This window comes from Brevibacillus formosus (assembly GCF_003013405.1).
Lineage (GTDB): Bacteria > Bacillota > Bacilli > Brevibacillales > Brevibacillaceae > Brevibacillus > Brevibacillus formosus.
The window spans coordinates 25,812-51,426 of record NZ_PXZL01000023.1 but is presented as its reverse complement, the minus strand read 5'-3'; the positions used below and the strand labels follow the sequence as shown (position 1 = coordinate 51,426).

The window sequence follows — 25,615 nt, the reverse complement described above, 5'->3', positions numbered from 1 at the left end:
CAATACTATACTGAATGCAAATTCCCCAGTCCTTTCCACACGAAGGGATGACTGAAATTTCATAACTTCACGAAAGCTTTCGCTCTATAGAAAGGTGGATCAGATGTCACTCAAACCTGAAGATTTACAAAGCTACATCGACTCCCCAGAGAAACAGCAAAGGCTATACAAACGAACACTCTGGATTGTAGTCATCTCACAAATTTTCGGAGGTGCAGGACTTGCGGCAGGTGTCACCGTAGGGGCTCTCCTAGCCCAGGATATGCTCGGTTCGGAAAGTCTCGCGGGCATCCCTTCCGCATTGCTCACGCTTGGCTCTGCTGTCGCTGCATTGCTGGTGGGTCGACTCTCTCAACGCTTTGGACGCCGTTTGGGGCTCGCTAGCGGATTCTTAGCCGGGGGTATTGGCGCAATTGGGGTGGTTATCGCAGCCGTCGCAAACAGTATTGTCCTGCTGTTTGCCTCCTTAATTCTGTATGGGGCTGGCACCGCCACTAATCTGCAGGCCCGCTATGCAGGCACAGACTTGGCAAAGCCTAAACAGCGCGCGACTGCCGTAAGTATTGCCATGGTCTCCACTACATTCGGGGCCGTTGCAGGACCAAACCTGGTGGAAGTCATGGGACGATTCGCTGTATCCATCGGTGTCCCCGCACTGGCTGGTCCTTTCATTTTGGGCGCCGCTGCCTTCATCCTCGCTGGTCTCGTATTTTGGGTATTGCTTCGCCCGGACCCGTTCATCGTTTCAAAAGCAATCGCCGAAGCGCAACAGGTGGATCAGAGCTCGCCATCCTATCTGAATGAGAATCAGCTTGCAAGCAACAACCGGGGAATTATCGTGGGAGCCACCGTCATGATTTTGACACAAATCGTCATGGTCGCCATTATGACAATGACACCTGTACATATGAAGCACCACGGACATGGTCTCTCTGAAGTAGGCATCGTCATCGGTTTTCATATCGGTGCGATGTACCTCCCTTCACTCTTGACGGGTGTACTCGTTGACAAGATCGGTCGCTCCACAATGGCCTATGCCTCTGGTGTCATACTGCTTGCAGCCAGCCTGACTGCTGCTTTTGCGCCAGCCGATTCGATGCCGCTGCTCATCACCGCTCTTGTGCTGCTCGGACTGGGGTGGAATTTTGGATTAATTAGCGGCACAGCGCTCATCGTGGATGCAACGCAGCCCGCCACTCGTGCGAAAACGCAGGGAACGGTTGATGTCTTGATTGCCTTGGCTGGTGCATCCGGTGGAGCCCTGTCTGGTATGGTCGTCGCCAATGCCAGCTATGCAACACTTTCCCTTGCCGGAGGCGCTTTATCGCTGTTGCTGGTCCCTGTCCTGATATGGTCCCACAGAAAGAGCAAACACCGTATAGAGATCTCCCAAAACTAAAGCCACCCTCATCAGGTGGCTTTTCCTCTATGTTAAGTATCCCGAAACAAAAAATAACACTGCTCACAGGCAGTGTTATTTTCCTCCAACCACTTTATTATCATGTCGCTCATTCGGACTATGCTCATCTACAATCTGTTTTAAGCTAGCGAAGCCAGGAGTAAATTTGCTGTTGGGAATCTTCTTCTTGGAAGAGAGATTTTTCGAGTAAACAGCATTTTCGTTGCCTCTTTTCGCGAAGAACTCAGCTAATTTCATCGTATCCCACTCCTAACTAGCTCTCTTTAAGGTTTTGACCTTATTCACAAACTTAGTAACAAATCCTAATAATAACATATACGTAGTCAACCGCTCGAACTCCTGCATATTTTCGGGAGTAAATGTGTCATTCTTGTAAACAGCGACCGCAAATCCAAGCCTGAACTTGCCAAAATTTTTTACAATCGCAAATTGTTCAATATCCGTATTTTGAATACGTCCCTTTACTTGTTTATCGGCAATTCTGCAATCCTCTTGAAGCATGGAAGACAGTAGTAGCGTACGCACTGTGTCAAAATCTTTCAACTCGGTTAAGTAAAACACTTCAAACTGCTTGTCATTATTCGTAGGTACGATCCAATAACAGCATAGCTCGTCCGGTTTTAATCCGTAAATCGTCTTTACTTCCATTTCAAATGCCTTCATAAACGTGATTGCATTCGCATTAATAATAGCTGATGATTGACCACTTCCATCCAAACTGTAAATCGCATTGGCCAATTCTTTCTCACAATACTTTACTTCCATTTGGAACTCGATGTCGTTCCCTCTAATCTTGTTGCAGATGAACAAAACGATGAATATCATTCCTGCCAAAATAGCGGAATACAAGATGGACAAGCCTAAAACAGAGCCTAATGAAGCTAGTTTGTTTTCCTCATGTGGCGGTGCTAGGATAAACAGCCATTCGATCGGTTGAAACATCCACTTATGTATGACTGCTATCAAATCTGGAAGCAAACCTTTTAACAATTCAAATACGAGCCATGAGACCAGAACGAATAAGATGCCAAGAACAGAAAAAACAATCTTTACATGGCTCTGCACAAGATTCTTTAGCACCTGTAAACATCTCCTTCTGGTAAAGTTTTACATTATTTTAACACTATAATCAGATTCTAAAAATAGGAAAAAACTACCTACATTTAGGTAGTTTTTTAGGCGTTTCTATCGTTATCGTACTGACTTTTTGATTACCTATGTACTGGATCGTCTGCTGTACAATCTTGCTGTTCTCTTCAATTCTCTTCAGTGGTTTAAATGAACTCAACAATTGCACGTTCCCCCTATCGGTATACTGGGTGTAATTCGTAACGTTAATGCTCCCTTATTGGTCTGCCCATTTTTCACCGCTATCAAACACGAAATGCTCATTATGACCATCATCCGTCTTGGTAATACCCCATACCTTATGCCGTTCTGTTTTTGTTTAGACCCCTCTTCTGGGGCTGCTTTTCCACTGTTCGTGACGGTTTTGTTACAGACCATGTTGCTCCCATTGGCACAATCAGCTTCCACAGTCCTGCAATAATAAAAGATAAAAAAATGAAAAGGAGTTAGTCAGGGTGAACTCAGTGATAGCGGCATAACAGAAGAAAGTGAAGATACCGTATCAGTATATGCTCGTGTTCTTGATTTTGACTTTCGTATGGATTAGTTTATGTTGGAGGGCTGGTTACCCACAGTGAGCCGCTATTCCGCCCATTCTCGTCGCTGTCTATGAATCTCTTCACAAGCCGATGTTCAACGACAAGATGGCTTTCAAGCTCGGACTGGTGTTAACCCATTTCGGCGACAGTCGGTACTATACGCTTTTCCACTTCTTCCTTTTGTCTTTCCGGACGAAATGGTAGTCATGTTGCCCGTAGGTGCGCTCATCGCTTCTATATTCATGTTTGGCTCTGTGCTCATGTACAAAAAAAAAGAAGTCAGCTTCATGCCCCGAGGAAGTAGCCCATAACAATAAAGCCACCCATCTTGGGGTGGCTCTTATCCTTACTTCGCCTTTGGGGTTACCTTTTCCACTTTGTTTTCGCCTATCTTCACTTTGAATATATCTTTTTTATCATGATCGGAAGCTTGATAGTCGGAAAAAAAGATGGAATCTCCCCCGATGTTTATCGATATACCTGATGGATACAGCGGGGTTGTCTTGCCGTCCGTCATATTCATTCGGCATACCGTGTTTTCTGAGATGTAGTATAGATACTTCCCAGCTATAATGATCGGATTCTCTGCTCGTGGCAACCCTTTCTTGACTAGAGCAGTCTTCCCATCCTTCAATCCTATTTTATAAACATCGACGGCTCCACTGGAGTCTACCAATTTTGTATAGTAAATGAAATCGCCAGACAGACCGACAAGGGACAGTTCCTTGTCTTTTCTTACGAGTTTTTTCTGCGTTCCATCCCGCTTCATTTTGTATAGTTGACCACTCTCATTGGTGTAAAAAATCCAATCTTGATAGAAATACACTTCCTCAAACTGATCAAGCAGCTTCTTTTGATTTTTGCCGTTCGTGTCCATCCTGTACAAAGGACCATAACCATCTGCGTAGTAGATGATATCTCCTACTACGTACAATCGATGTACGTTATTGGGGTCCCCTTCCGTAAGACTACCGCTCTTGATAACTGTTTTCGAACTGCCATCTGTCTTTATTTTAAAGAGCTCCGTCGTATCTTCATACGTATAACTGATCTCGTAATTGGGCATCTCAAGCTGATAGATTTCTTTCAAGGGCTTATTGCGCGTATAGTAAATCCAGTCACCTACAACATTCAGATTATGGGCCCAATCACTGCTCAACTTTTGAAGAGAGCTTCCATCCTTTTTGATTTTGTATAAGCCATTGTTGTTATAAAAAATCCACTCTCCTTGAACGGCGACAAAGCTTCGGTGTGAATTGATATTGACAGGATCGCTGCCAAAAACGTTTATCACTGGTCTTTTTGTTGGCGCAGTCGCCATTGTTTGTTGATTGCCAAAGCCAAGAACCACAATCAGACATACTGTCATCACAATGGTGATCATCCAATTCCCTTTATCTTGCACCATGCATTCCTCCCCTTCATGGCCTAATAAAGTAAAACACAGCGGTTCCTTCATCTATATACATCCGTCGACACTGATTTATATGTACCAAAACAAATTTGTTTTGTCTATCTTGATTTGGATAATTTGTAAAAATAAAGAAGCCGCCCATCATAGGCGGCTCTTTCTCTCTCTATGCTAAAGGGAAATGACACGCGACCTGCCGATCCTGCCCAACCTCTATGAGCTCGGGAATCTCCTTGCTGCATCTCTCCTGCGCCATCGGACAACGAGGATGAAAACGACAACCTGACGGCGGATTGGCCGGAGATGGTACATCCCCTTGCAGGACGATCCGCTCTTGTCGCCGATGCGGAGTAGGCTTCGGAATCGCCGACAACAATGCAGCCGTATACGGATGCAGTGGCTGTGCAAACAAGTCATCCGTTCGTGCAATCTCCACCATTTTCCCCAAGTACATCACGCCTACCCGATCAGAAATATGGCGTACCACATTCAGACCATGCGCGATAAATAGATAGGTCAGCCCCATCTCTTTTTGTAATTTCATCATCAGGTTCAAAACCTGTGACTGTACGGACACATCCAGCGCAGAAACAGCTTCATCGGCCACAATAAACCGTGGTGAGAGTGCAATCGACCGCGCAATGCCGATCCGTTGCCGCTGTCCGCCGGAAAACTCATGCGGATACCTATTTCGTCTCGAAGGATCGAGTCCCACCAGACTCATCAGCTCGACTACCCGCTCATCTATTTCCTTTGCAGATGCGCGCAGATGAACCCGCAAAGGCTCTCCAATAATATCACTTACCAAAAATCGTGGATTCAACGAACCAAACGGGTCTTGAAATATAATCTGCATATCCCGTCTGAGCTTCAAATTCTCTTGTCTGTTCACCTGATGGATATTGGTTCCGTCAAACAGCACTTCTCCGCTCGTCGCCCTTTGCAAATTCAGCACGACACGCCCCAGCGTCGACTTCCCGCAGCCGGATTCTCCCACGAGCCCAAATGTCTCACCTGGCCGAATTCCGAAAGAGACATCATCTACAGCTTTTACATGACCGATGACACGGCTCAACAAGCCGGCCTTAATCGGAAAATACTTTTTGATATGATTTGCTTCAATCAAATATTCCCGGTTCATTGGCGGTTCACCTCTGCTTTGCTTCCAGCGATTGAATTTGCACGCTGATTGTTTCTGAAGTGATTGCTGACATCTTCGTTCAACCAGCAAGCCACTTGTTGTCCCGTAACAACCTCGCGCAAAATAGGTTCCTCTTTTCGGCATTTGTCAATCGCATGCGGACAACGCGGGTGAAAACGGCAGCCCGTCGGCAATTGAGTGATGCTCGGGATGGTGCCTTGGATGGTGTACAATTCTCCACCGCGCTCCCCTTCAAATCCGGGAATGGACTGTAGCAAGCCAATTGTGTAAGGATGCCGGGGCTCGTCAAAGATCCGTTCGACCGTTCCCTCCTCCACGATCGTTCCTGCATACATGACCGCGATGCGATCCGCCATCTCTGCTGCTACCCCCATGTCATGGGTGATCAGCAAAATCGACATGCCCAATTCCTTTTGCAGCCGTCTGAGCAAATCCAAAATTTGCGCCTGAACCGTTACATCAAGAGCAGTCGTTGGCTCGTCTGCTATCAGCATTTCCGGGTTGCAGGCCAAGGCCATCGCGATGACAACACGCTGGCACATCCCTCCAGACATTTCGTGCGGGTACTGCTTCACTCGTACTTCCGGGGCCGGGATCCCAACCAGACGAAGCATCTCGATCGCTTTTTTGAACGCATCCTGCTGGCTCATATTTTGATGCAGCATCAAGCTCTCCGCAATCTGATCGCCTACCGTAAACACCGGATTGAGAGCCGACATCGGGTCTTGGAAGATCATCGCGATTTTGTTCCCGCGAATGTGCATCATTTCATCCAGGTCCTTTGCCGCCAGATCCTGACCGTGAAACATGACGTTCCCACTCTGAATAAATCCGCCCGCATAATCAATCAGTCGCATGACTGCCAGTGACGTCACACTTTTTCCGCTGCCGGATTCCCCTACCAAGCACACCGTCTGTCCTTTGCCAACGCTGATGCTCACTCGATCCGTGGCCTTGACCGTACCGTCATCCGTAAAGAAGCAAGTGGTCAAATTTTTTATTTCGAGGATGTTGCGTTCCACTTGTTCAGCCTCCTTTTCGGGTTCTTCTTTTTCTTCCGTGGGTCGAATGCATCGCGGATGCCGTCTCCGACGAAGTTAACCGCTAACACCACGAGCAAAATGCAAAGACCAGGGTAAAGTGCTTGCAAAGGATCGACCAGCATGAATTCCTGTGCCTTGCTCAACATTAACCCCCAGCTTGTTTCAGGTGGTTGAATCCCCAAGCCTAAATAAGAGAGACCTGACTCTGACAGAATAGCCGAACCAACCATGAGAGTCGCGTACACAATAATCGGAGCCATTGCATTGCGTACCAGGTGACGCGTAATAATGCCCCAGTGCGAAACGCCAATCGCTCTCGCCGCTTCCACATACTGCATTTCCCTTAGCTGCAAGAACTGCCCGCGCACCAGACGTGCCACACTTGTCCAGCTCGTCAGTGACAAAATCAGGATCATGTAGATAAATTCCGCTCCGAAGAGAGCCAGAACCAGAATGTTAAAAAACAGACTCGGAATGGAGTTCATCACGTCCACAAGACGCATGAAGCAGGTGTCAATCCAGCCGCCGAAATAACCAGAAATCGCTCCAATCAGCGTCCCGATGACGACCGCAGCAAAAGCAACGCTGAAGCCGACCAGCATAGACACCCGACTGCTATGAATGAGGCGGGACAAGATATCACGACCGAGCTCGTCTGTTCCGAGCACATGTCCTTCTGTTCCAGGAGGCAGGTTGGTAATCATAAAATCAACCTTGGCCGGATCATGCGGTGCAACCCAATCGGCAAATACAGCGATCCCAATAAAAAACAGGAGTACGATTAATCCACTAACGGCATACGGATTGCGCATAAATTTTTTGCCCGCGGTTGTCCATAGCCCAGGAGGCTTTTGGCCAACAGGATTTGTCGGAAGCTGTCCACCTGGTCGATTCGTTTCAACAACAGTGTCATCTTGAAGCTGTACTTGACTCATGCTGCCCTGCCTCCTTTGCGTCCAAGCTGCACTCGCGGATCAACCAGTGCGTAGATTAAATCGGCAAGCAGGTTTCCGATAATCACCATCAGTGAAATCAGCAACGTGATCGACATCAACACAGAATACTCACGGGCTACAGCCATTTCCACAAACAGACGGCCCATGCCTGGCCAGTTAAATACACTCTCTGTCAAAGCTGCACCTGCTACCAGAGTCGGCAAATCCAATCCGATGATCGTCACAACAGGAATCAATGCGTTCCGCAGAGCATGGCGGAAAATCACGCGTCTTTCCTTCATCCCTTTGGCACGTGCCGTCCGAATATAGTCCTGCTCCAAAACCTCCAGCATACTGGCACGCGTATATTTGACATAGGCCGCAATGTTCACCAGTGTTAATACTGTAACAGGTAGAATCAAGTGCAATATGAGGTCGCTTACTTGACCCTCTTTCCCCATCGTGTACATGTCGGATAGTGGGAGCAGATTCAGCTGCATCGCAAAATACTGCTGGAGCATAATCCCAAACCAGAAGGTCGGCATCGCGAATCCGAGATAGGCAACGATGGAGGCGATCTGGTCAGACAGACCGTATTGCTTTGTACTGTTGTAGATCCCCCACGGGATAGCAATCAGCATGGAAAGCCCCCACGCTACAGACATGAGCACAAACGTATTCCAAACCGTCGGCCACAAAATATCACCAACAGGAACGTTATTTTTAAAGGTATTGCCCAAATCTCCTTTCAGCAAATTACCGACCCATTTCATGTATTGAATATAGACAGGCTGATCCAACCCCATATTTTTCATCTGAATGAGCTGTGCTTCAGGAGACATTCCCGGTGAGAGCATGACTTTTAGCGGTCCTCCGGGTGCTGCATGCATGAGTCCGAACGAAACCACTGTGATCAAAAATAAAACAAGCACGGCTTGTAGTACGCGGCGTACTAAATATTCAGTCAATCAGCATCCTCCTTTCGTTTGAAAGGGGAAGGGGCAATAAGGCTGCCCTTCCCCCTTTTCATTTTGCAAACCGCTACCAGCCGAGTTTATTTTTTGGTATCGTCGATCCACCAGTTCAGGAAGCCAAAGGTCTCCCCATACGGAATCATGGATACTGGTTTAAACTCATCCTTATACTTGACGCGAGAAGTCATGCCTCGTGGCGTTCCGTACTGATACATGAATACGTATGGCAGGTTCGTCGAGATTTCTTTTCCGACTTCTTTATAGATCGCTGCACGCTCCTCTTGTTTAACCGTGGATACAGCTTTTTCCCAGAGCGCATCCAGCTTCGGATTGTCGTACCAGCCAGCGTTGTTGCCAGGCGGGAATGCCTTTTTCCCGAAAGTAGAAATGCCATCCGGATCTGGATCAGACAATTGCCATCCGAGTAACAGAACCTGGAATTTGCCAGGGTTGGCATACTGATCGACAAGAGCCGAGAAGTCTAATGCTTTTGGCTTCGCTTCAATTCCGACCTCTTTCAGGTTTTGCTGAATAACAACTGCTGCCTGCTCACGACGACTGTTCCCCGAGTTGAAAATGAATTCAAAGGAGAAACGATTGCCGTCTTTGGCAAGGATTCCATCTGCCCCGGCTACCCATCCGTCTTCTTTCAGCAGTTGTTTTGCTTTCTCTACACTATATTCGTAATGGACCGCTGCATCGCCCGGGTCCGCCCATGTACCTGGCAGGAACGGTGCATCCATAATTTTTCCGGTTCCTTTCAAGATATTGTCGATAATACCTTGACGATTGATTGCGTGAGCGATGGCCTGACGTGTTTTTTGACCTTCAAACAACCCGTAATTGTTCGGGAAGTTCTTCTTGTCGAAGTTGAAGGCAAAGTATTCATAGCTAGGACCTGGCTCCGTCGAAATGTTGATATTTCCTTTCGCCTTCACCGCTTCGAGCTGCGTGACAGGAATGGAATCTACCAAGTCAACGTCACCTTTCATCAGAGCCTGAACTTGTGTGTTTTGATCCGCATAGATTTTGTACACAACCTTTTGGATATGCGGCTTCTTTTCACCCCAGTAATCCGGGTTAGCATCTAGGACATGGAATTCCTTTTGTTTCCACTCTGACCATTTGTACGGTCCGGAAGTAGGTGTCTTGGCTGGATCTTTTCCGTAAGAATGTGCTTGCAATTCTTTAAATGGTACGTCTTTCAGCACATGGGCTGGTGCCAGCTTTTGCATTAATCCAAAAGCAAACGGAGCGTACAATTGAGTCAATTTGATTTCTACGGTGTAATCATCCAGTTTTTTCATCTCTTTAACTTTGTCGTATTTCGTAATTTCTGGTGATCCAGTCTCAGGATTTTTGATGGCATTAATGGTATAAATCAAGTCGTCAGCCGTAATTGGCGTTCCGTCGGACCATTTCGCATGATTCTTCATCTTGATTGTATAGGTGAGGCCATCCTCGCTTATTTTCGGCAACTCAGCTGCAAGAGACCAAGGGTAAACGGCTAAATCAAAAGACGGGTTCCGATTGTACAAATAAGCCTGGGTGTACTCCATCACGTCGCCAGATGCTGTGTCGTTTCCAAAAATCGGATTGATCGTGACAATGTCAGACGTCGTAGAATGCGTGAAGGTTCCACCGTCTATTGGTTTCTCATCATCCGTACTGGTCGCCTGAGGAGCCACCTGCTCCACCGGTTTTTTTGTTGGTGCGGGTGTTGCAGTTCCTGGCGAAGCATTGTTCCCGCTTGAGCAACCGACCAACAGCGCGCCGGTTAACGAGAGCAACGCTAACGGCTTCAACCAACCTTTCCCTTTTTTCAAATCATTTCCCCCTCTTCCATGTGTTTTCAAGCCTTTTCCATAATGGGTAATACATCCCAAGGCCCGTCTTTCTAATATAAATAATTTTCTGTTATTTGAGAATATTTTCCCTTTAAAAGATTTGAAAAAATCAGATGATTTTATATTCCTTTATAAACCTTAATAATAAATCCCTCTTCTAATAAAGGGGGATCGAACATATATGCTCTACACAGCTTGGAACTGCAACAGTTCACGTACAATGCTTAGCGCCTTGTCGATATCCGCTGTCTCAATATCAGAATGAGTCACCGCTCGAATTCTGCCGTGACCGAGCTCAGCTATGCGCAGCCCATGTGCTTGCGCTGCTTCTACGAAGGTCTGCCACGTATGGACTGGGTGATCAATCCGGAAGATCACAATATTGGTCTCCACATCTTCCACATGAGTTACGGATTCCTGGAATCTCCGCCGTAAACATTGGTTTATCATAAAACAAAAATAGACATGCTTACCTTCTCGGGTAGATTGTTGCAGAAATGGATCGATACCTGAGAAGGCTGAACATGTCTATTTTTCCATTAACCTTGAAAAAGGGTATATCCTCCTACTACTATCGAGACTGAAAATAAAATGCCGAAGTACCACTTCGTAAACCGAAGACTGAACCACGAGCCTTCCCACCATAAAATCCCGAAAAAAATTGCCCCAATCAAGATGCTACTTGCAAAAGCAATGAGTGCATTTTCCATATTTCTTCACCTTTTAAACAGAATGGAAAAGAGGCTGCCCTCCACAGTAGATCGAACAGCCCCTTTTCATTTACTAGACCGTAATGTTAATCGTAATGGTCTCTCCGCCGTATTCCACTGTAATCGTTGTTTTACCAGATTCCAGTGCGGTCACGACACCATTTTCTACAGTCGCAATCTCAGGATCTTCCACTGTCCATTCGGCATCTTTGGTGACGATCTCCTCGTATCTATTTTCATAGACCGCATATAGGACGATCTCTCCAGTATTGTCTGCCTTCAAGCGCAGCGAAGAGCGCGATACTCGCAAATCTTTCACTTTCTTTTCCTCTACGACAAGCACACGATTGGTTACCTTTTTACCGCCGTATTTCGCAGTAATGACAGCCTTCCCTTCAGCCAGCGCTGTCACTTTTCCTTCTTTTGTTACTTCGATGACCTCTTCGTCGCTAGAGGACCAAGTTGCTCCCTCTGTCACCTCTTCGGTGTTCTTGTCACTGAAGACAGCTGTCAGCGTTAGCTGCTTCTCCTCATCGATCTCCAGCACCAAATCCTTGAAGGAGGTCGTCAACGAATGAATGGTTTTCTTAGAAACCGTCACCGGAATCTCCAGTTCCTCGCCCATATAGCGAACGGTAACGATGTCTTCCCCCTCTTCTTTTCCTGCCGTAATGCGGCCCTGCTTGACGGTAACCAACCCGTTTTCCGTGTCGTACTCAACATTTTTGTCTCGCGTGATGTCTTTGCGTTTTTTGCCTTCTACCTTATAAACTCGTAAGATCGTGGTTACTCTTGGCTTGATCCAGAAGGACGGTTCGTTTGTTTCCAACTGGAACGTGGCTATTTCCTTAACGGTTACTTCCACCGAATCGGTTTTGTTCCCGTCCACGGTCGTTACTGTAATCGTCGCAGTTCCAGGAGCTACTGCCTTGATCTTGCCTTCCTCATCTACCTCGACGATCTCAGAGTCGCTGCTTTCCCACTTGACTCGTTTGTTGGTGGCATTCGATGGTTTTACAGTAGCTCGAAGGCTTTCTGTATCGCCAACACGCAGCGTTAATTCCTCTTCCTCCAACTCAACTCCCGTGACGGGCTCTCCTGTTGGCGGATTCGGCACATTATGCACGTATAGCTCAATGGAATCATCCAGTTCGACGGTGTTTCCTGCCTGGTCGCGAAGCTGGATCAAAACTTTTTTCATCCCATTGCCATACGTCAAGCTCCACGGTACTGTTCCCGTCACTTTTTCCCAGCTGCTCCACTTGCCTTGGTCATTGGAGATACGCATCTCGACATCTCCGAAATTGTCCGAAGCAGTAACATGCAGTCTCACACTGGTGGAGTACGTTAGACGATCATCATTGTTGATGACGAACGTTCCCGTTGGTGCTGTTTTATCCAAAGTAAACGTGATCTTGGTTTCGTTTCCAGAAGCATCGACGACCCGCAGTTCATGCTTGCCTTCACTTGTTACCCGGTCGCCACTTGCAAACGGAGCACTATTCAACGTCGCGGTTCCTTCGTTGAATGTGATTGTCACGTCATCTTTGTAAATGCCTTTGTCCTCGACTCCAGTAACAACGGGCGCATCTGCATCCAGCTCGATCGTATCGGACACGGTTGTGATGTGCCCTGCCCTGTCTGTGATCTGCATCTCGACAGTCTTGGTTCCATCACCGGACTTCAGCTGCCATGCTTTGGTCGCAGTTACTGCCTCCCAATCGCTCCAGTCGTTGTCACCATTTGCAAAGCGGATTTGCACATCACTCGTACTGTCGTTCGCTGTGATGGCGAGCGTAACATCACGAGACTTGGTGGAATTGTCTCCGTTATTGATCGCGATGGATCCAGTCGGCGCCACCACATCGAGTTCAATCGTATCGCTTAGCTTTGTGATATTCCCAGCTTTGTCCCGCAGCTTGACATAGACCGTTTTGGTGCCGTTTGTACTGCCATCAGCCAGCTTCCATGCTTTTGACTCCGTGAAACGCTCCCACGTACCCGAATTGTCATCGGCGTTAGAGATCGCCATTTCAATGTCATCTGTATTTCCTGACGCAGTGAGTTGCAACGTAACGTCTTCTGTTTTCGCAAATTCGGCTCCGTTATCGATGCTGAGCGTTCCAGTCGGTGGTGTTTTGTCCAGCGTGAAACGAATCGTCGTCCGATTTTGCGCATCATCTGTGACGACCAACTCATACGATCCTTCCGCAGTGACGACAGAACCGCTCGTAAACGGATTGCCGTTCAGTAATGCTGTTCCCTCATTGAAGGTAATCGTTACGTCGCTCGCATAGACACCATCCTGGGCGACTCCTGTGACAACTGGTCCAGCGGAATCCAGCGTGATTTGCTTTTGAAGGGCCATTTGGTTTCCAGCCGGATCTCTCAGCTCCAGATAGACCGTTTTGATTCCATCACCACCGCTCAGCTCCCATGGAACGTCGCCATTGGTCGGCGCTGTTTTCCAATCGCTCCATGTCAGGTTGTCATTCGACAAGCGCATTTCCACACCATGAGCATCAGACGACTCCACACTCAACGTCACCTTGCTCGTGTTGGTATACGATTGGCCTTGATTGATCTCAAAAGCACCCGTAGGATTGGTCATATCGAGTGTGATCTCATCTGTAAAGCTGGCAATATTCCCCGCTTTGTCCTTTACTTCCATGTAAACCGACTTGGCTCCGTCTCCAGTCGGCAAGATCCACGCCTTTGTTGTAGTCAGCGCTTCCCAAGAAGTCCAATTGGCTGGATCACTCGTATCATGGGAAAAGCGCATCTGTAGTTCATTGCTGAAATCGGTAACGGCAATTTGTAATGTGGTTGCAGGTGTATTTGTGTAATCTGCGTCACCATTGATCTTGAGACTGCCTGACGGCTTTGTTTGATCGATGGAAAACTGAAGCGTAGTCGTATTGCCCGCTTCGTCTGTGACAACCAGCGTATAGGCACCATCATCATTGGCGATTTCTCCATCAGCAATGACCTTTCCATTCAAGGTTGCTGTGCCTTCGTTGAAGTTGATCTTGACACTCTGATTGTACAGCTTGTTGTTCTCTACACCGGTTACAGCAGGTGCGACTGTGTCGAGCGTAATGTTAGCTTGCATATCCTTCGTGTTGCCAGCTTCGTCGACCAGCTGCATATAGACCGTTTTCGGTCCATCTCCATTCGTCAGCCTCCAAGCCTTGTTTGTAGCAACAGGTTCTAGCGCACTCCAGGTGATGTCATCGTTGGAAAACTGCATTTTCACCGTGCTTGTTGCATCAATAGCAGTGATTTGCAAAGTGACATCCTGAGAATTCGCATGAGACGCTCCATTATTGATGGAAAGACTTCCGGCAGGTGGCGTTTTATCCAGGGTAAAATTCAGTGTAGTCGTATTACCTGCCGTATCCGTTACTACCAGCGTGTATTTATCCTCTGCGCTCAACTTCGTGCCACTGGTAAAGGGAATGCCATTCAATGTCGCTGTGCCTTCATTGAAAACAGGCGTGACATCGGACTTATAAACGCCGCCATTCGCAACCCCCGTCACAACAGGTGGCGTTTTGTCCAACACGATGGTACCAGATGTATAATACAAATTCCCTGCACCATCACGGAACTTCGCGTAGACTGTTTTTTGTCCGTCTCCACTAGCCAAGTTCCATTCCAGCTTGTTGTTGGCTGGGACAGGTATCCAACTGCCTGTAAAGCTGTTATCATTCGACAGCATCAGTTCTACCGGGCCGTTTGCATCACTTCCCTGAAGGGTAAGCTCTACCTTTTCTGATGAAGTAGCTACGTTCCCGTTATTGATCTCGATGGTCCCTGTCGGTGGTGTTATATCCAGCACAATGCTATCCTGCGCTTGCAGGACAGTTCCTGTTCCATCACGAAGCTCCATGAAGACCGTTTTAGTCCCTTCTCCTGCTGCCTCGAGGCTCCAGGTAACAGGCGTCTCAAACGTCTTCCACTCGCTCCAAGGACCACCTTCTACATTCGCCAAGCGGTACTCGGGCTTGGCAGCATCGGGATCATCATGGGCCATGGTGAGCGTCGCATTTGCTGAATTCGTAACGGCAGCACTGCCATTGATGATAACCGTCGCTGTCGTAGGTGGTTCATTTACATCGGTCACCTGGATAGTCATCACCTTGGTGAATATATTGCCAGCCGAGTCTGTTGCGGTTATCGGTACAGCGTAGGTCGACTTCGTCTCAAAATCAAATTTCTCTGTCGCCTTCAGTTGATCTCCCTCAACAGTAAATGGAACCGTAGGGCTTTGAATACTGAACGTAACAGTGTCTCCTTGATCAGGGTCTACTGCCAAAAGCGTACCAACTACCGCTCCTATTGGATTGTTTTCGGGAATCGAATTGGACGATAAGAGGATATCGGTTGGTGGAGTGTTAGGAGCATAAGTGATTTCCAGCTGAGAAGCATAGCTAGGATTTCTTTTGTCGTAGAAAATGATTTGAGGCTGATACAAAACAGGAGCAGGTGGTGCTGTTTGTCTTCCTCTTAAAACAAAGGTAGCTTTTTTGTCTACAATATTGGTCTTGACAAAGCTGGTTACATCAAACGATTTCCACCCTGTGAAATTAGCAGGAATAAACTCATTTGTTATGATTCTTTCATGATACGAAGGCAGCACAGTTGTAAAATCATCATTCCAGTTGTCATCAAACGAGCCCCATAGATCAATGAAAGGCATATCTCCGCCTGTTGCTTCTGCCTTATGCACATAAATTTTCAGGGCAGCAGACTCAATTTTCCTCTCACTTTTCACGCCGCTCAGGTCAAAACGCAGGGCAGCATTCGCAGCCCCATAATCCCCAGCATTGTCTCGCGCATACCCGACGATCAACGTGTTCTGAACACCCTGATAATTCAGGCCGTCAGGATAGGCACCAGACGCATCCACGAACTTGTCTGCCTCTACTCTAATCACATCTGGAAGTTCGGCTGCGTTCACTTTTTCTTGAATAAACACAGGTCGGACAATTGCAAACAGCAAAGTAAATACCAACAAACGGGCAATTATTCTTTTCATGAATAACGTTGTCCTCCTTTCTTCTTCATTTCAACTCCCCCTACTGTTGACACATTCCCCCAGCAAAGCATCTAGGTGAAACAAAAATATGTTAACAACAGTCTTTTGCAAAAAATACTAACTAAAGTTATGTCTTTTCGTGATAGTTATTCTTCCCAATAAAAAAAGGCGATTCAAACGAAACTAAACAGCCAGTCGCCGGTTGAATTCCGACGACTGGCTGCTTAAACTTTGTAAGGTGTTTTGATCCCTGTCCTGCTAACGGTGGTCAGTCCCGTTCCAATTGATCGGGCGTTATTTAAGGGTTAGCTCCTTCTCCCATGTCTTTTCATTGCCTTGCTCATTTCGAAAAACCAAGATCAATTTTCCCTTTTCCCCCTTCAACTCATCCTTGTAAAAGAAACCGGTGAACTGTCCATTGCCGCTGATGTAAAAGCCATTCCCACCAGGGATGCCTTCTGTGTCGTTTTTGATCGCTTGCTCTGTCGTGTTTACGATGTCAGTTTTCTCAGACTTCCACTGCATGCTAGCTAATGAATAGCCGGCAGGTAGCTGTTCGATAAAGAAATCGAAGCTATTCCCCTCGATGGGTTTCGGTTCCTGGTCAACCACGACGAGAATTTCTTTTTCCTGCTGTTCTGCGGCCATGTCTTGTCCAACGTTCTCCGGTTGTTTCTCCTTGCTTTCTTTGTTTTCCTGAGGAGCTTGCGGCGGCACTTGACCAGTCGATTCTGAAGGAAGCGGTGTGCCACAAGCACTAGTAACGAGTGATAGGCCCAATACAGCCAGTAAGCTTTTCATTTTATTCTTTTTCAGATCCATTGTCATTTCCACCTTTGTTTTCATTTTCAACCAACGTAAAGAAAAAAGCGACTCCATTCACGGTATTTTCCGCGCCATAATCACTGCCATGCAGATCGAGGATATGTTTACAGATCGCCAATCCGAGACCCGTGCCGCCAGATTTCCGCCAGCGAGAGCTATCTACTCGATAAAATTGCTCCCATATCCGCGTTAGTTGATCGTCTGGGATGTGCGCTCCTTCATTTTCGATTCGAAGCCGGATGCACTCCCGCTCGCGGGTCCCCGTAATCCGAATCTCACTTGATGGATTGGCGTGCCGGACTGCATTGCCGAGCAAATTCACGATCACTTGCTCGATACGTCTTGGATCTGCCCATACGTTGTTGATCTCTTCTGGTAAGGAGAGCCATAGTCGTACCTGCTTGTTTGCCAGCTGTAGTTGAAAGGAAGCGGCGACGCGATCTATGATTTCCGATACGGGAAACGATTGTCTACGAAGCAAAATGGCTTTGGCTTCGAATTTGGACAATTCCAGCATATCCATAATGAGTTCGTTCATCTTGTCGACTTCGCTTAAAATGACGTCCATGTATCGCTCCCGCTTTTCATGTGCGACATCATCTTTTAACCCTTCCGCAAAGCCCTTCACAATGCCAAGCGGGGTCTTGAGTTCATGAGAAATGTTTGCAATCAATTCTTTGCGAAGCTGCTCCATTTTTTCCTTATGCGCTAGATCCTCGCGAAGAGTGACATTGGCATTCGTCAGCTCTTTTAGTGTCTGATCCAGCTTGCCAGCTAACGTATTCAGATGGCGAGAGAGCTCACCGAATTCATCCTGAGAATGAATCGAAGCAAGTTCTGTGAAGTCCAGATTAGCCATACGTGAAGCAGAATGACTCAGCGTAACTAATGGTTTTGTGATGATCTTCGAAAAGACAAAGGAGAGCAGCAGTAAGATGACGAGGATGACTGGCGTCGCGTATAGGGAATAGCTGGTCAGCATACTTACCGCATCGCTCACTGGTTGCAACGTCGTCACAGCCAGTATGTAATTCGCCCCACCCTGATAGGAGAATCGATGAATCACGATGGCATAGTTTACACCACTCCACGGATCAGTCCACTTCCGCTGAATGAATGATCCGCTTTTCATCTGTGTAATCTCGTCGTATTGCTGCGTCAGCCATGGTCCGATTTGATCCGCTACGAGAGAATCCTGATAAAAAGGGTTATGTGCCCGCCGCTGACTAGGCAGCATGAGTTCAGAAATAACAGCCGTAACCCGGGTTAGTCCATTTTCGGACACATTTGTGGATGGACTTTGCCTTGCAATCCGTATCGGCTTCATGTTCCTATTGTTCTCATCCATATAGATGCCGTCGATGGTAATCGTGTCTCCAACACGGAGTCCTTCTGGGAGATCAGTGCTTTTCATTTCTTTTAGCGGTAAGGTAATCACTTGATTTTTATTTGCTGCTTTTATTTCCAGAAAATAGGGGGTGAGATTCAATGGCCTGAGCTGCTCATCTACGATCGCGATGCTGGCATCTGTGCGATTCATCAATGTACCCACCAGCTTATCCAGCTTGTGCTTGTCGGGAGGGAGTTTGGCGTACTCATCTGGGAAAGATGCCATTGCTTGCGAGAGCTCGCTTACTTTCGCATTTAAATAAAAGCGCTCAAAGAAAAACTTTTCCCCGATCAATATCAACGCGTAGAGCAAAAAGACAAAAACAAAAGTGGCGGCAAATAATTTTGTCACAACGTTTAGTCGAAGTCGTTTCATCATTTTGCCTCAAACTTATATCCAAAACGGATCATCGTCTGAATCAGATGCTGCTCTGTATCCAGCTTGGCACGCAGTTTTTTCACGTGGGTATCAACGGTGCGATGGTCGCCAAAGTAGTCCATCCCCCAAACCCCATTCAATATGCTATCTCGGGACAAGACTGTCCCTTCATTCTTGATGAAGAACAGAAGCAGCTCATACTCTTTTGGTGTCAATGAAATCGGGACGCCTGCAATCGTAACGGTGTGAGCTCGTTTGTTTACCGTCAATGCTCCAAACTGAGCGATATCATCTCCCCTCCCGATGCTCCCCTCTGCTCTTTTCATCAGAGCTTTGGCACGGGCCACTAATACTTTTGGGCTAAACGGTTTGGTGACATATTCGTCTGCGCCAAGCTCGAAACCCATCAACTGGTCATCGTCATCTACTCTTGCTGTGATGATGATGATGGGAATGTCGGATTGTTGGCGGATTTTTCTGCACACCGACCAGCCATCCATCTCGGGCATCATAATATCTAGCACAACTAAATCGACAGAGTGCAGAGCGAAAAGCTCCATCGCCATTTTACCGTGCTGCGCTTCGTACACTTCCCAAGCTTCTTTTTTAAAATAATCCGATACAAATTCACGTATGAGCTCGTCGTCCTCTACGAGTAACACTTTCCGTTTCATTTGCGCACTCCTTACTCGTGGTTGTGCATTTATTGCATAGATTACCAATTTATCACGAAATTTACGAATCCGTATCTCGCCGTAACAATTCCTATGACCCAACCTTGTTTTTACAAGATGAGTATAGATGGCTGATGTGACCGTTGTGTGTACATGAGATGGATATACAAAGAAAACAAATGGCTTAGGCCACTAAAACATGCAAAACAAGCCTTAGAATCGACTCTAGAGGCTCGCTTTGCATGTTTTCAGTGGCCCTGTATAGGCGGGGGATTCTAATGGTCGATCTCACTTTCTCTTAATCTGACGATTGCTTGTGCGCGATTTTTCACCTGGAGCTTGCTAAAAATTTGATGCACATGCCCTTTTACCGTCCCCAGTGTGAGATGCAGTTTGTCCGCAATTTCGGAATTGGATAGCCCTTCACCAATCAGTGCCAGCACTTCTGACTCTCTTTCCGTCAATTTTTCCAAGGAAGGCGATACCCGGATTTGAATATCAAGCGTAGGAAATTCCTTCTCTACGCTTTTGAGCAGCATCGAAAGATAAGCCATCTCTTGCTTGGACACGTTTTTGCTTTTATAGAGTGAATAGAGCATTTTGGCAACACCAGGGCCTTCATCCAAAAAAGTGCGTACATAGCCTTCTGGCGCGGCTAACGTCACCGCCATGCGCATACACTCCATCGCTTCATGATGCTGTTTTTGGATCATGTAAGCTTGGCTGAGCAGAAGAAAGGCTTCAATCCGACTCCCGAGCCGATCCTTTATTTCCGCTTCGTGCTTTAGACTGGTTAGCAGCATGATGGCTGCACTGTCGTTTTTTAAATAGAGGTATACCCGGGCCAACGTCATTCGCTCAAATTCATGCCGGGAAGCGACAATATCTACATTCATTTTGGTGTAAGGCTCGGCCCATTTTTCTATTTCTTCCCGCCGATTTTCTTCGATCCACAATCGGACGCGGAATGTTTCTACGAAAGACATCCAATGGGGAGGTGCATCGTGCTGGCGGCATAGCGAAGTAATCTCCTCCATGGCTAGCCACATCTCCTGGCTACGATGCTCTGCTTTTCTCCATCGAGCCAAAGTCAGATACACCGGGACCAATACACCGAAGTTCAAAGAGATCGTGCCTAACTGAATTGCACGCGGTATGAAATATTTCAACTGCTCAAAATCATTTTGTTCATAATAAAGCTCGCCCAAAACGATAGAACCGTAGGCCAATATGCCAAGACCACTGTGCTTCCAAATCGCCCTCAGTTTTGGATAGTAATCATTCACGTTGGACAAATACCCGCTCAAGGCCACACGACTTCGCAGGACATATGGCTCATCCGAATTCAGTTCAATGCCGACGATGAAGTAGCGGCTGAATTTTGGCTTCATGTGAACGGATTCTTCCATATATTTGAGGGAAAGGTCTACATTTCCCCGCATCACTTCGATATATCCCCGAAGCACACATATTTCTACACGGCAGTCGTCAAAGCTCCCATGATTGATCCGTGTTGCTTCGTCAGCCAATTGAAGGAGGATTTCCGCCTGATCAATTTCGTTGGACACAGCATGCAGCCAGGCAAAAGCAATGCACAGCTCGGGGTTGCTTTCCAACCAAGACTTATCAAAGTACCTCATCCATCTGCGCAGCGTAATATTTTCGTACTGTTTCAACATCCACGGCGCATGTGCGACGATCAAACGGCTCGCCCGGTTCCAATCTTTTCCGAGAAACGCATGCTCAGTAGCCTCCATGATCCACCCATGACTTTCAAACCAACAGCTTGCAGAGATATGTAGGGCAGGAAGCAGTTCGTTATATGTTTTCCTTACATGGGAAAGCAGAAGTTCTGCGAACAAATGGTGATAACGATACCACTCATTTACGCCATCCAGCGCGATGACAAATGAATTCGTTCGCTCCAGCATGCGAAGGATGTCGTGAGCGTCCGGCTCTCCGGTAACAGCTGCGCATAGATCGCCTGTCAGACGCGGCAGTATGGACGTTTTCAGCAAAAACATCTGTACCTTATCTGGAAGTCGTTTCAATACTTCTTCCGTCAAATATTCCCCGACATACTTGTCGTTACCGGAAAATTGATGTATGACCTTAGACGCTTCGGGCTTTCCTTGCATAGACAACGCTGCTAATTGCAAGCCGGCCACCCATCCCTCCGTTCGCTTGCTTAGCAAGCCAATGGCTTGTTCTGACAGACTCAGACCCAGTTGCTCCCGAAATAAGCGCCGGCACTCCTCCTCATTGAACCGAAGAGTGTCTGAGCCCAGTTGCTTCAACTGTTTCCGAACGCGTAGACGGTGTAGGGCAAAAGGAGGCTCCTCCCGCGTAATCAGGACGACATGCATATAGAAGGAAGCATGCTGGATCAGCGTCTGAAGTCCTTCATGAATAGAAGGCTCCTTTATGAGATGATAATCGTCCAATACGAGATAAAAATCACGTTCAAACCCTGCAATTTCTTCGAGCAGCACAGACATCAACTGCTCAGCAGAAGCCGTGTACTGTGGGTGAAGCACCGAGGAAGATTCTTTGCCCAAGCCTTCCTGTGCCATATCAATTGCTCTGGCAAAATATCTCCAAAAGCGCACGGGATCATTATCTGATTCATCCAGGGAAATCCAACCGGTCGGCTTGCCGGAATTTTGCGTCCATTGACTGACTGCTGTCGTTTTGCCGAAACCTGCTGGCGCACACACGAGAATCAATCTTGCAGCGCCCGCGTCATCGATTTCTTTCAATATTTGATGCCGAAGCAACAAGTCCGAACCATACTTCGGAACATGAAGCTTGGTTGCGATAAGTGGACTGTACGTTAATAAATCCATACGCATCTCCTGCCTAGAAGTAAAGTGACATTCATGAAGGAAACATGGAAAGTAGCCTTGCTATCGATGACCTGAAGCCCAATGAGGTTGGCTAACGGGGGAAAAAATTCATATAAAGATAGGAAATAATGCTCAGATTAAAGATACAGCAAAGTGGTCCCTGCGTGGGTATTTTTTTTATGAACGTTGCATCCAAACAGAGAAAAACCCGACCATTCAAATGTCGGGTTTACTTTGAGTCATCTAACCATTCTGTTGATTCGTCTGGCTTCTATCGCGACTTTTTTACTGTACAGCCTTTTATCCTGTTTGCGTTGCAGCACCTTGGCACACTGGTGCGCCTTTCTCAAAACATTACTGCTGTAGTTGTTTGTCGATTTCAACATCTGATCAGCCCAGAGGTACGCTTCTCTAGCCAAAACCTCGTTACTATCTTTTGCCTTCAAGCAGATATCCAACAAAGTCTCGCTTAAGCTTCTGCCCAAACCGGCACTTCTCCAGGAAGAAAAGAGTTTTAGCTCTGGTTCGCACTGCTTGACGCTCGCAAAAGCCTGGACCCAATCCTGCTTGAGCAAATGGATTTCGGCCATTTTTAACCAAAGGAATACTTTGTCAAACGAGTCTTCCTGTTCCGGGAGATCTTGCGTGAGATAGTGAAGTGCCTTGTCGTACTCTTCCAATTGTTTTGCCTGATGATACAGCAGAGAATAATTCTTTTTGTCAGAGCCCAGCTGCTCCTCTAGCTTCTCCAGTATTTTTCTGGCTTCTGCCATGTTACCGAAATCGCTTGCTCTGTCCATTAACGTTATCAGGGACTCGTCCTCAATATTGGCAGGGTAATTCCTAGCCTTGGATTGAAACCATCGCTCCATATGTTCAGCCGTATACATCGTTTCCAGCTCCTCTTTCTTATCCTGAAAGAAAGAGCTGACTCGACACAGATCGTTCTCTTCGATATACGTGATCGCCTCTTCAATCCCCGCCGACACGATATACTCGGTGTCAAAGCCAAAGTAGGTATCAAAATTGCTTAATTTTGCCCGCTCAAACAGTGGAATATGGGTAACATCCTTACACTTCGCCAACAAATAAGCCACGATGTCCATCGATTCATAAAATCCCTGATACGGATGGGACTTATGCATCTCAATCTCTTGGCTCATCAAATAGTACAGGAGCTCCTTGTCTGCTTCTGTCACAGTCTGATCGTATTGAAGCTGAACGATCAGCGCGTATCTTTTCAGCCCGTTTTTGTCATAACCGTATGCATCCTTACATTTGCTGTATGCAAAAGAGCTCCAAAGGTCTTTGGAATGTTTGATCAATGGCAATTGCTCGGGTATTTGGTGGATTTCCATATGGTATTCTCCTCTCCCCTGAATGGGATAGCCGCGCCTTACTCATCTTTTTCCATTCTAATCGTCTACAATTGACAATACAATTTTCAAAATGGTTAAATGTAACATGTTTACATTTCTTCAGGAGGTGCACAAAATTGGAGCAACAACCACCATCATCAACAGTACCGGCAGAGTTTTCTCCTCTTGCCCAGCAGGAGCCACCAAAAAACATGGGAGATTTATCGAAATCGTACGACAGGGCGACGATTTTTTTTACGAGATGGGGAGCCCATGTTCTTGATCATATTCTGCTCGCTTGTTTTCTAACCGGATTGCTCTCATTTGGGGTTTCCATTGATAAAGACGCCAACGGTCTCTATTTCTTCATCCTAGCCGCAATTATCCTATGTTCTTATTATGTACTGTTAGAAGGACTTACCGGATATACGATCGGAAAATTTACCTTCCGCATCATTGCTGTCAATGCGGAAGGACGGCCACCGGGGTTATGGAAATCATTTATCCGTTCCCTCATTCGTCTATTCGAAGCAAATGTATTTCTTCTGGGCGGGTTGCCAGCCGGTATCAGTGTGTTGGCTTCCGACAAAAGACAACGGTTAGGCGATCTGGCTGCGAATACATACGTCGTGAAAGTGAAGGATCTGCACAACGTCAGCAAAAAGCAAACAACCGTACTCGCTGTTGTCTTCTCCATCGTAGCCGTTTTATCCATCATCGGCATGATTTTTGGGATAATCGATATCGCATCAAGAACGCCTACCGAAGAAACCTTCTATAGCAAGGATAAAAAGATTCAAATAACAGCCCCTTCCGATTGGGGCAAGGATTCATCCCTTCACGATGAAGCAGATATAGAAATCTCCAATCGTTTTAGCGAAAAGTATGTATTGGTACTGTCAGAATCGAAAGAGGATCTAGACAGTTCATTCACGCTTCAAGATTATACGCAAGCGATTGAAGCAAACCTTCAAGATGCAGTAGAGAATGTATCCGTCGATAAACAGATTCGCACTGTAGTCGACAACCAGGTGGCCATCCAATTCAATGCTAAAGGCGAAATAGACGGCATTAAGGTCGCTTATATTGTGACATTGGTCGAAACGCCTACCCATTTTCATCAAATCATGGCTTGGACAGAAGAGAAAAGGTTTGAGTCCCTCAAGCAAGAACTGCAAAAGGTCAGTGCAAGTTTTCGCGAGGTAAAATAGCGACAGAACACAGAAGCCACCTTCATCGGGTGGCTTTTTCCATGGAAAAAGTAGGGACTCTACTCCTAGTTGTAGACAGGACCAAATAACGATTGAAAAAAGTGGTTTATATGTATAATTGAAGGGTAGTCCTCCTTTTCATATAATGTTAAAGTAATACAGGGAACCATTTTTTCTGAGGGATTTTTCCGACAAGTGTTAATTTTCAGTATAGAATTCCACTAGGTTTTCTGTCTCCACCACTACGGGTATCGCTCTTATTTCTTAAGAGTTACTAATAATATTTCTTGAGGGGTGCATGTACATGTTTATGGGGAAAGGAACAGTCCGCGAGCTCGGAAATCAAATCGACAAGGTGCTTGGAGATATTAAAGATATCCAGGCAGAAATTGACCGCGACTCCGATAAAATTGACAACGAATTGAATTCTTGCTCTCGTGAGCTGATCAATGCACAAACAACGCTGGGTGAAATTCAGCCACTGATCGAAAGTCTCGTTGCTCAGGTTGGTCAAAATGCTCCTGATCACATCAAGGTGCTTGTTGGTACCATTGCAGATGGTATTACGGGTAAAGTGAAAAATACGTTGAACAACCTGGCAGAGGTTCAAAAGAACGTGAAGGACGTTGACAAGCTGACAGACGCCATCGACGGACATACGGATAAAATTGCACAAAAAGTAAAAGAAATCGATAGCATCACTGACAAAGTTCAAAAGTAGGT

At 46.6% G+C, this 25,615-nt stretch carries 18 protein-coding genes and 1 pseudogene; 4 read left to right on the top strand and 15 right to left on the bottom strand.

The window, feature by feature from the left end:
- Positions 1-103: 103 nt before the first annotated feature.
- A complete protein-coding gene (locus C7R91_RS20275) occupies positions 104-1,399 on the top strand; it encodes an MFS transporter (RefSeq protein ID WP_047069643.1) in 1,296 nt (431 codons plus the stop codon).
- A gap of 75 nt (positions 1,400-1,474) precedes the next feature.
- Here C7R91_RS20275 and C7R91_RS20270 read toward each other — a convergent pair whose 3' ends face one another.
- Entirely contained in the window at positions 1,475-1,657 is a 183-nt protein-coding gene (locus C7R91_RS20270) for a hypothetical protein (protein ID WP_047069644.1), read from the bottom strand.
- A gap of 12 nt (positions 1,658-1,669) precedes the next feature.
- Entirely contained in the window at positions 1,670-2,500 is an 831-nt protein-coding gene (locus tag C7R91_RS20265; protein ID WP_047069645.1) for a hypothetical protein, read from the bottom strand.
- A gap of 527 nt (positions 2,501-3,027) precedes the next feature.
- On the opposite strand from C7R91_RS20265, the pseudogene C7R91_RS29765 reads away from it, so the two are divergent.
- Positions 3,028-3,398, top strand: a pseudogene (locus C7R91_RS29765) (hypothetical protein); the annotation flags it as partial.
- Positions 3,399-3,433: 35 nt separating this feature from the next.
- Here the strand turns inward: C7R91_RS29765 and C7R91_RS20255 are convergent.
- From C7R91_RS20255 to C7R91_RS20195, 13 genes are all read right to left on the bottom strand, one after another.
- Positions 3,434-4,495 (bottom strand): DUF5050 domain-containing protein, encoded by a 1,062-nt coding sequence (locus C7R91_RS20255; RefSeq protein ID WP_047069646.1) that lies wholly within the window; start codon positions 4,493-4,495, stop codon positions 3,434-3,436.
- Between the two features lie 169 nt (positions 4,496-4,664).
- Complete coding sequence (locus tag C7R91_RS20250) at positions 4,665-5,639, bottom strand: ABC transporter ATP-binding protein (protein ID WP_047069647.1); 975 nt, start codon at positions 5,637-5,639, stop codon at positions 4,665-4,667.
- Positions 5,636-6,682, bottom strand: coding sequence for an ABC transporter ATP-binding protein (locus C7R91_RS20245; RefSeq protein WP_047069648.1), 1,047 nt, complete (start codon positions 6,680-6,682; stop codon positions 5,636-5,638). Before C7R91_RS20245 ends, C7R91_RS20250 begins: the two co-directional genes overlap by 4 nt.
- Entirely contained in the window at positions 6,658-7,638 is a 981-nt protein-coding gene (locus C7R91_RS20240; RefSeq protein ID WP_047069649.1) for an ABC transporter permease, read from the bottom strand. The genes C7R91_RS20245 and C7R91_RS20240 overlap by 25 nt, the downstream gene beginning before the upstream one ends.
- Positions 7,635-8,606, bottom strand: a complete 972-nt coding sequence (locus tag C7R91_RS20235; protein ID WP_047069650.1) for an ABC transporter permease — start codon at positions 8,604-8,606, stop codon at positions 7,635-7,637. The genes C7R91_RS20240 and C7R91_RS20235 overlap by 4 nt, the downstream gene beginning before the upstream one ends.
- Before the next feature lie 86 nt (positions 8,607-8,692).
- Positions 8,693-10,438, bottom strand: a complete 1,746-nt coding sequence (locus tag C7R91_RS20230; RefSeq protein ID WP_047069651.1) for a peptide-binding protein — start codon at positions 10,436-10,438, stop codon at positions 8,693-8,695.
- A gap of 207 nt (positions 10,439-10,645) precedes the next feature.
- A complete protein-coding gene (locus tag C7R91_RS20225; RefSeq protein ID WP_236697859.1) occupies positions 10,646-10,837 on the bottom strand; it encodes a hypothetical protein in 192 nt (63 codons plus the stop codon).
- Positions 10,838-11,242: 405 nt separating this feature from the next.
- Positions 11,243-16,210: an Ig-like domain-containing protein gene (locus C7R91_RS20220; RefSeq protein WP_047069653.1), complete on the bottom strand. Its 4,968-nt coding sequence runs from the start codon at positions 16,208-16,210 to the stop codon at positions 11,243-11,245.
- 294 nt (positions 16,211-16,504) lie between these two features.
- Positions 16,505-17,032, bottom strand: a complete 528-nt coding sequence (locus C7R91_RS20215) for a hypothetical protein (RefSeq protein ID WP_047069654.1) — start codon at positions 17,030-17,032, stop codon at positions 16,505-16,507.
- Positions 17,013-18,800 (bottom strand): sensor histidine kinase, encoded by a 1,788-nt coding sequence (locus tag C7R91_RS20210; protein ID WP_047069655.1) that lies wholly within the window; start codon positions 18,798-18,800, stop codon positions 17,013-17,015. The genes C7R91_RS20215 and C7R91_RS20210 overlap by 20 nt, the downstream gene beginning before the upstream one ends.
- Positions 18,800-19,477, bottom strand: coding sequence for a response regulator transcription factor (locus C7R91_RS20205; RefSeq protein WP_047069656.1), 678 nt, complete (start codon positions 19,475-19,477; stop codon positions 18,800-18,802). The genes C7R91_RS20210 and C7R91_RS20205 overlap by 1 nt, the downstream gene beginning before the upstream one ends.
- A 275-nt stretch (positions 19,478-19,752) precedes the next feature.
- Positions 19,753-22,323 (bottom strand): winged helix-turn-helix domain-containing protein, encoded by a 2,571-nt coding sequence (locus C7R91_RS29910; protein ID WP_047069657.1) that lies wholly within the window; start codon positions 22,321-22,323, stop codon positions 19,753-19,755.
- A 239-nt stretch (positions 22,324-22,562) separates the two neighbouring features.
- Positions 22,563-23,681 (bottom strand): hypothetical protein, encoded by a 1,119-nt coding sequence (locus tag C7R91_RS20195; RefSeq protein ID WP_047069658.1) that lies wholly within the window; start codon positions 23,679-23,681, stop codon positions 22,563-22,565.
- A gap of 137 nt (positions 23,682-23,818) precedes the next feature.
- On the opposite strand from C7R91_RS20195, the gene C7R91_RS20190 reads away from it, so the two are divergent.
- Together C7R91_RS20190 and C7R91_RS20185 are read left to right on the top strand one after the other, a co-directional pair.
- A complete protein-coding gene (locus C7R91_RS20190) occupies positions 23,819-24,892 on the top strand; it encodes an RDD family protein (RefSeq protein ID WP_047069659.1) in 1,074 nt (357 codons plus the stop codon).
- 304 nt (positions 24,893-25,196) lie between these two features.
- Complete coding sequence (locus C7R91_RS20185; RefSeq protein WP_233220522.1) at positions 25,197-25,613, top strand: hypothetical protein; 417 nt, start codon at positions 25,197-25,199, stop codon at positions 25,611-25,613.
- The last annotated feature ends 2 nt before the right edge of the window (positions 25,614-25,615 follow it).

Bases quoted from the DNA above. Each gene is read 5' to 3' on its own strand.
- C7R91_RS20210 (WP_047069655.1), bottom strand. From the start codon at position 18,800: ATGAAACGACTTCGACTAAACGTTGTGACAAAATTATTTGCCGCCACT.
- C7R91_RS20220 (WP_047069653.1), bottom strand. From the start codon at position 16,210: ATGAAAAGAATAATTGCCCGTTTGTTGGTATTTACTTTGCTGTTTGCA.
- C7R91_RS29910 (WP_047069657.1), bottom strand. From the start codon at position 22,323: ATGGATTTATTAACGTACAGTCCACTTATCGCAACCAAGCTTCATGTT.
- C7R91_RS20205 (WP_047069656.1), bottom strand. From the start codon at position 19,477: ATGAAACGGAAAGTGTTACTCGTAGAGGACGACGAGCTCATACGTGAA.
- C7R91_RS20270 (WP_047069644.1), bottom strand. From the start codon at position 1,657: ATGAAATTAGCTGAGTTCTTCGCGAAAAGAGGCAACGAAAATGCTGTT.
- C7R91_RS20195 (WP_047069658.1), bottom strand. From the start codon at position 23,681: ATGGAAATCCACCAAATACCCGAGCAATTGCCATTGATCAAACATTCC.
- C7R91_RS20215 (WP_047069654.1), bottom strand. From the start codon at position 17,032: ATGGATCTGAAAAAGAATAAAATGAAAAGCTTACTGGCTGTATTGGGC.
- C7R91_RS20255 (WP_047069646.1), bottom strand. From the start codon at position 4,495: ATGGTGCAAGATAAAGGGAATTGGATGATCACCATTGTGATGACAGTA.
- C7R91_RS20275 (WP_047069643.1), top strand. From the start codon at position 104: ATGTCACTCAAACCTGAAGATTTACAAAGCTACATCGACTCCCCAGAG.
- C7R91_RS20240 (WP_047069649.1), bottom strand. From the start codon at position 7,638: ATGAGTCAAGTACAGCTTCAAGATGACACTGTTGTTGAAACGAATCGA.
- C7R91_RS20250 (WP_047069647.1), bottom strand. From the start codon at position 5,639: ATGAACCGGGAATATTTGATTGAAGCAAATCATATCAAAAAGTATTTT.
- C7R91_RS20185 (WP_233220522.1), top strand. From the start codon at position 25,197: ATGTTTATGGGGAAAGGAACAGTCCGCGAGCTCGGAAATCAAATCGAC.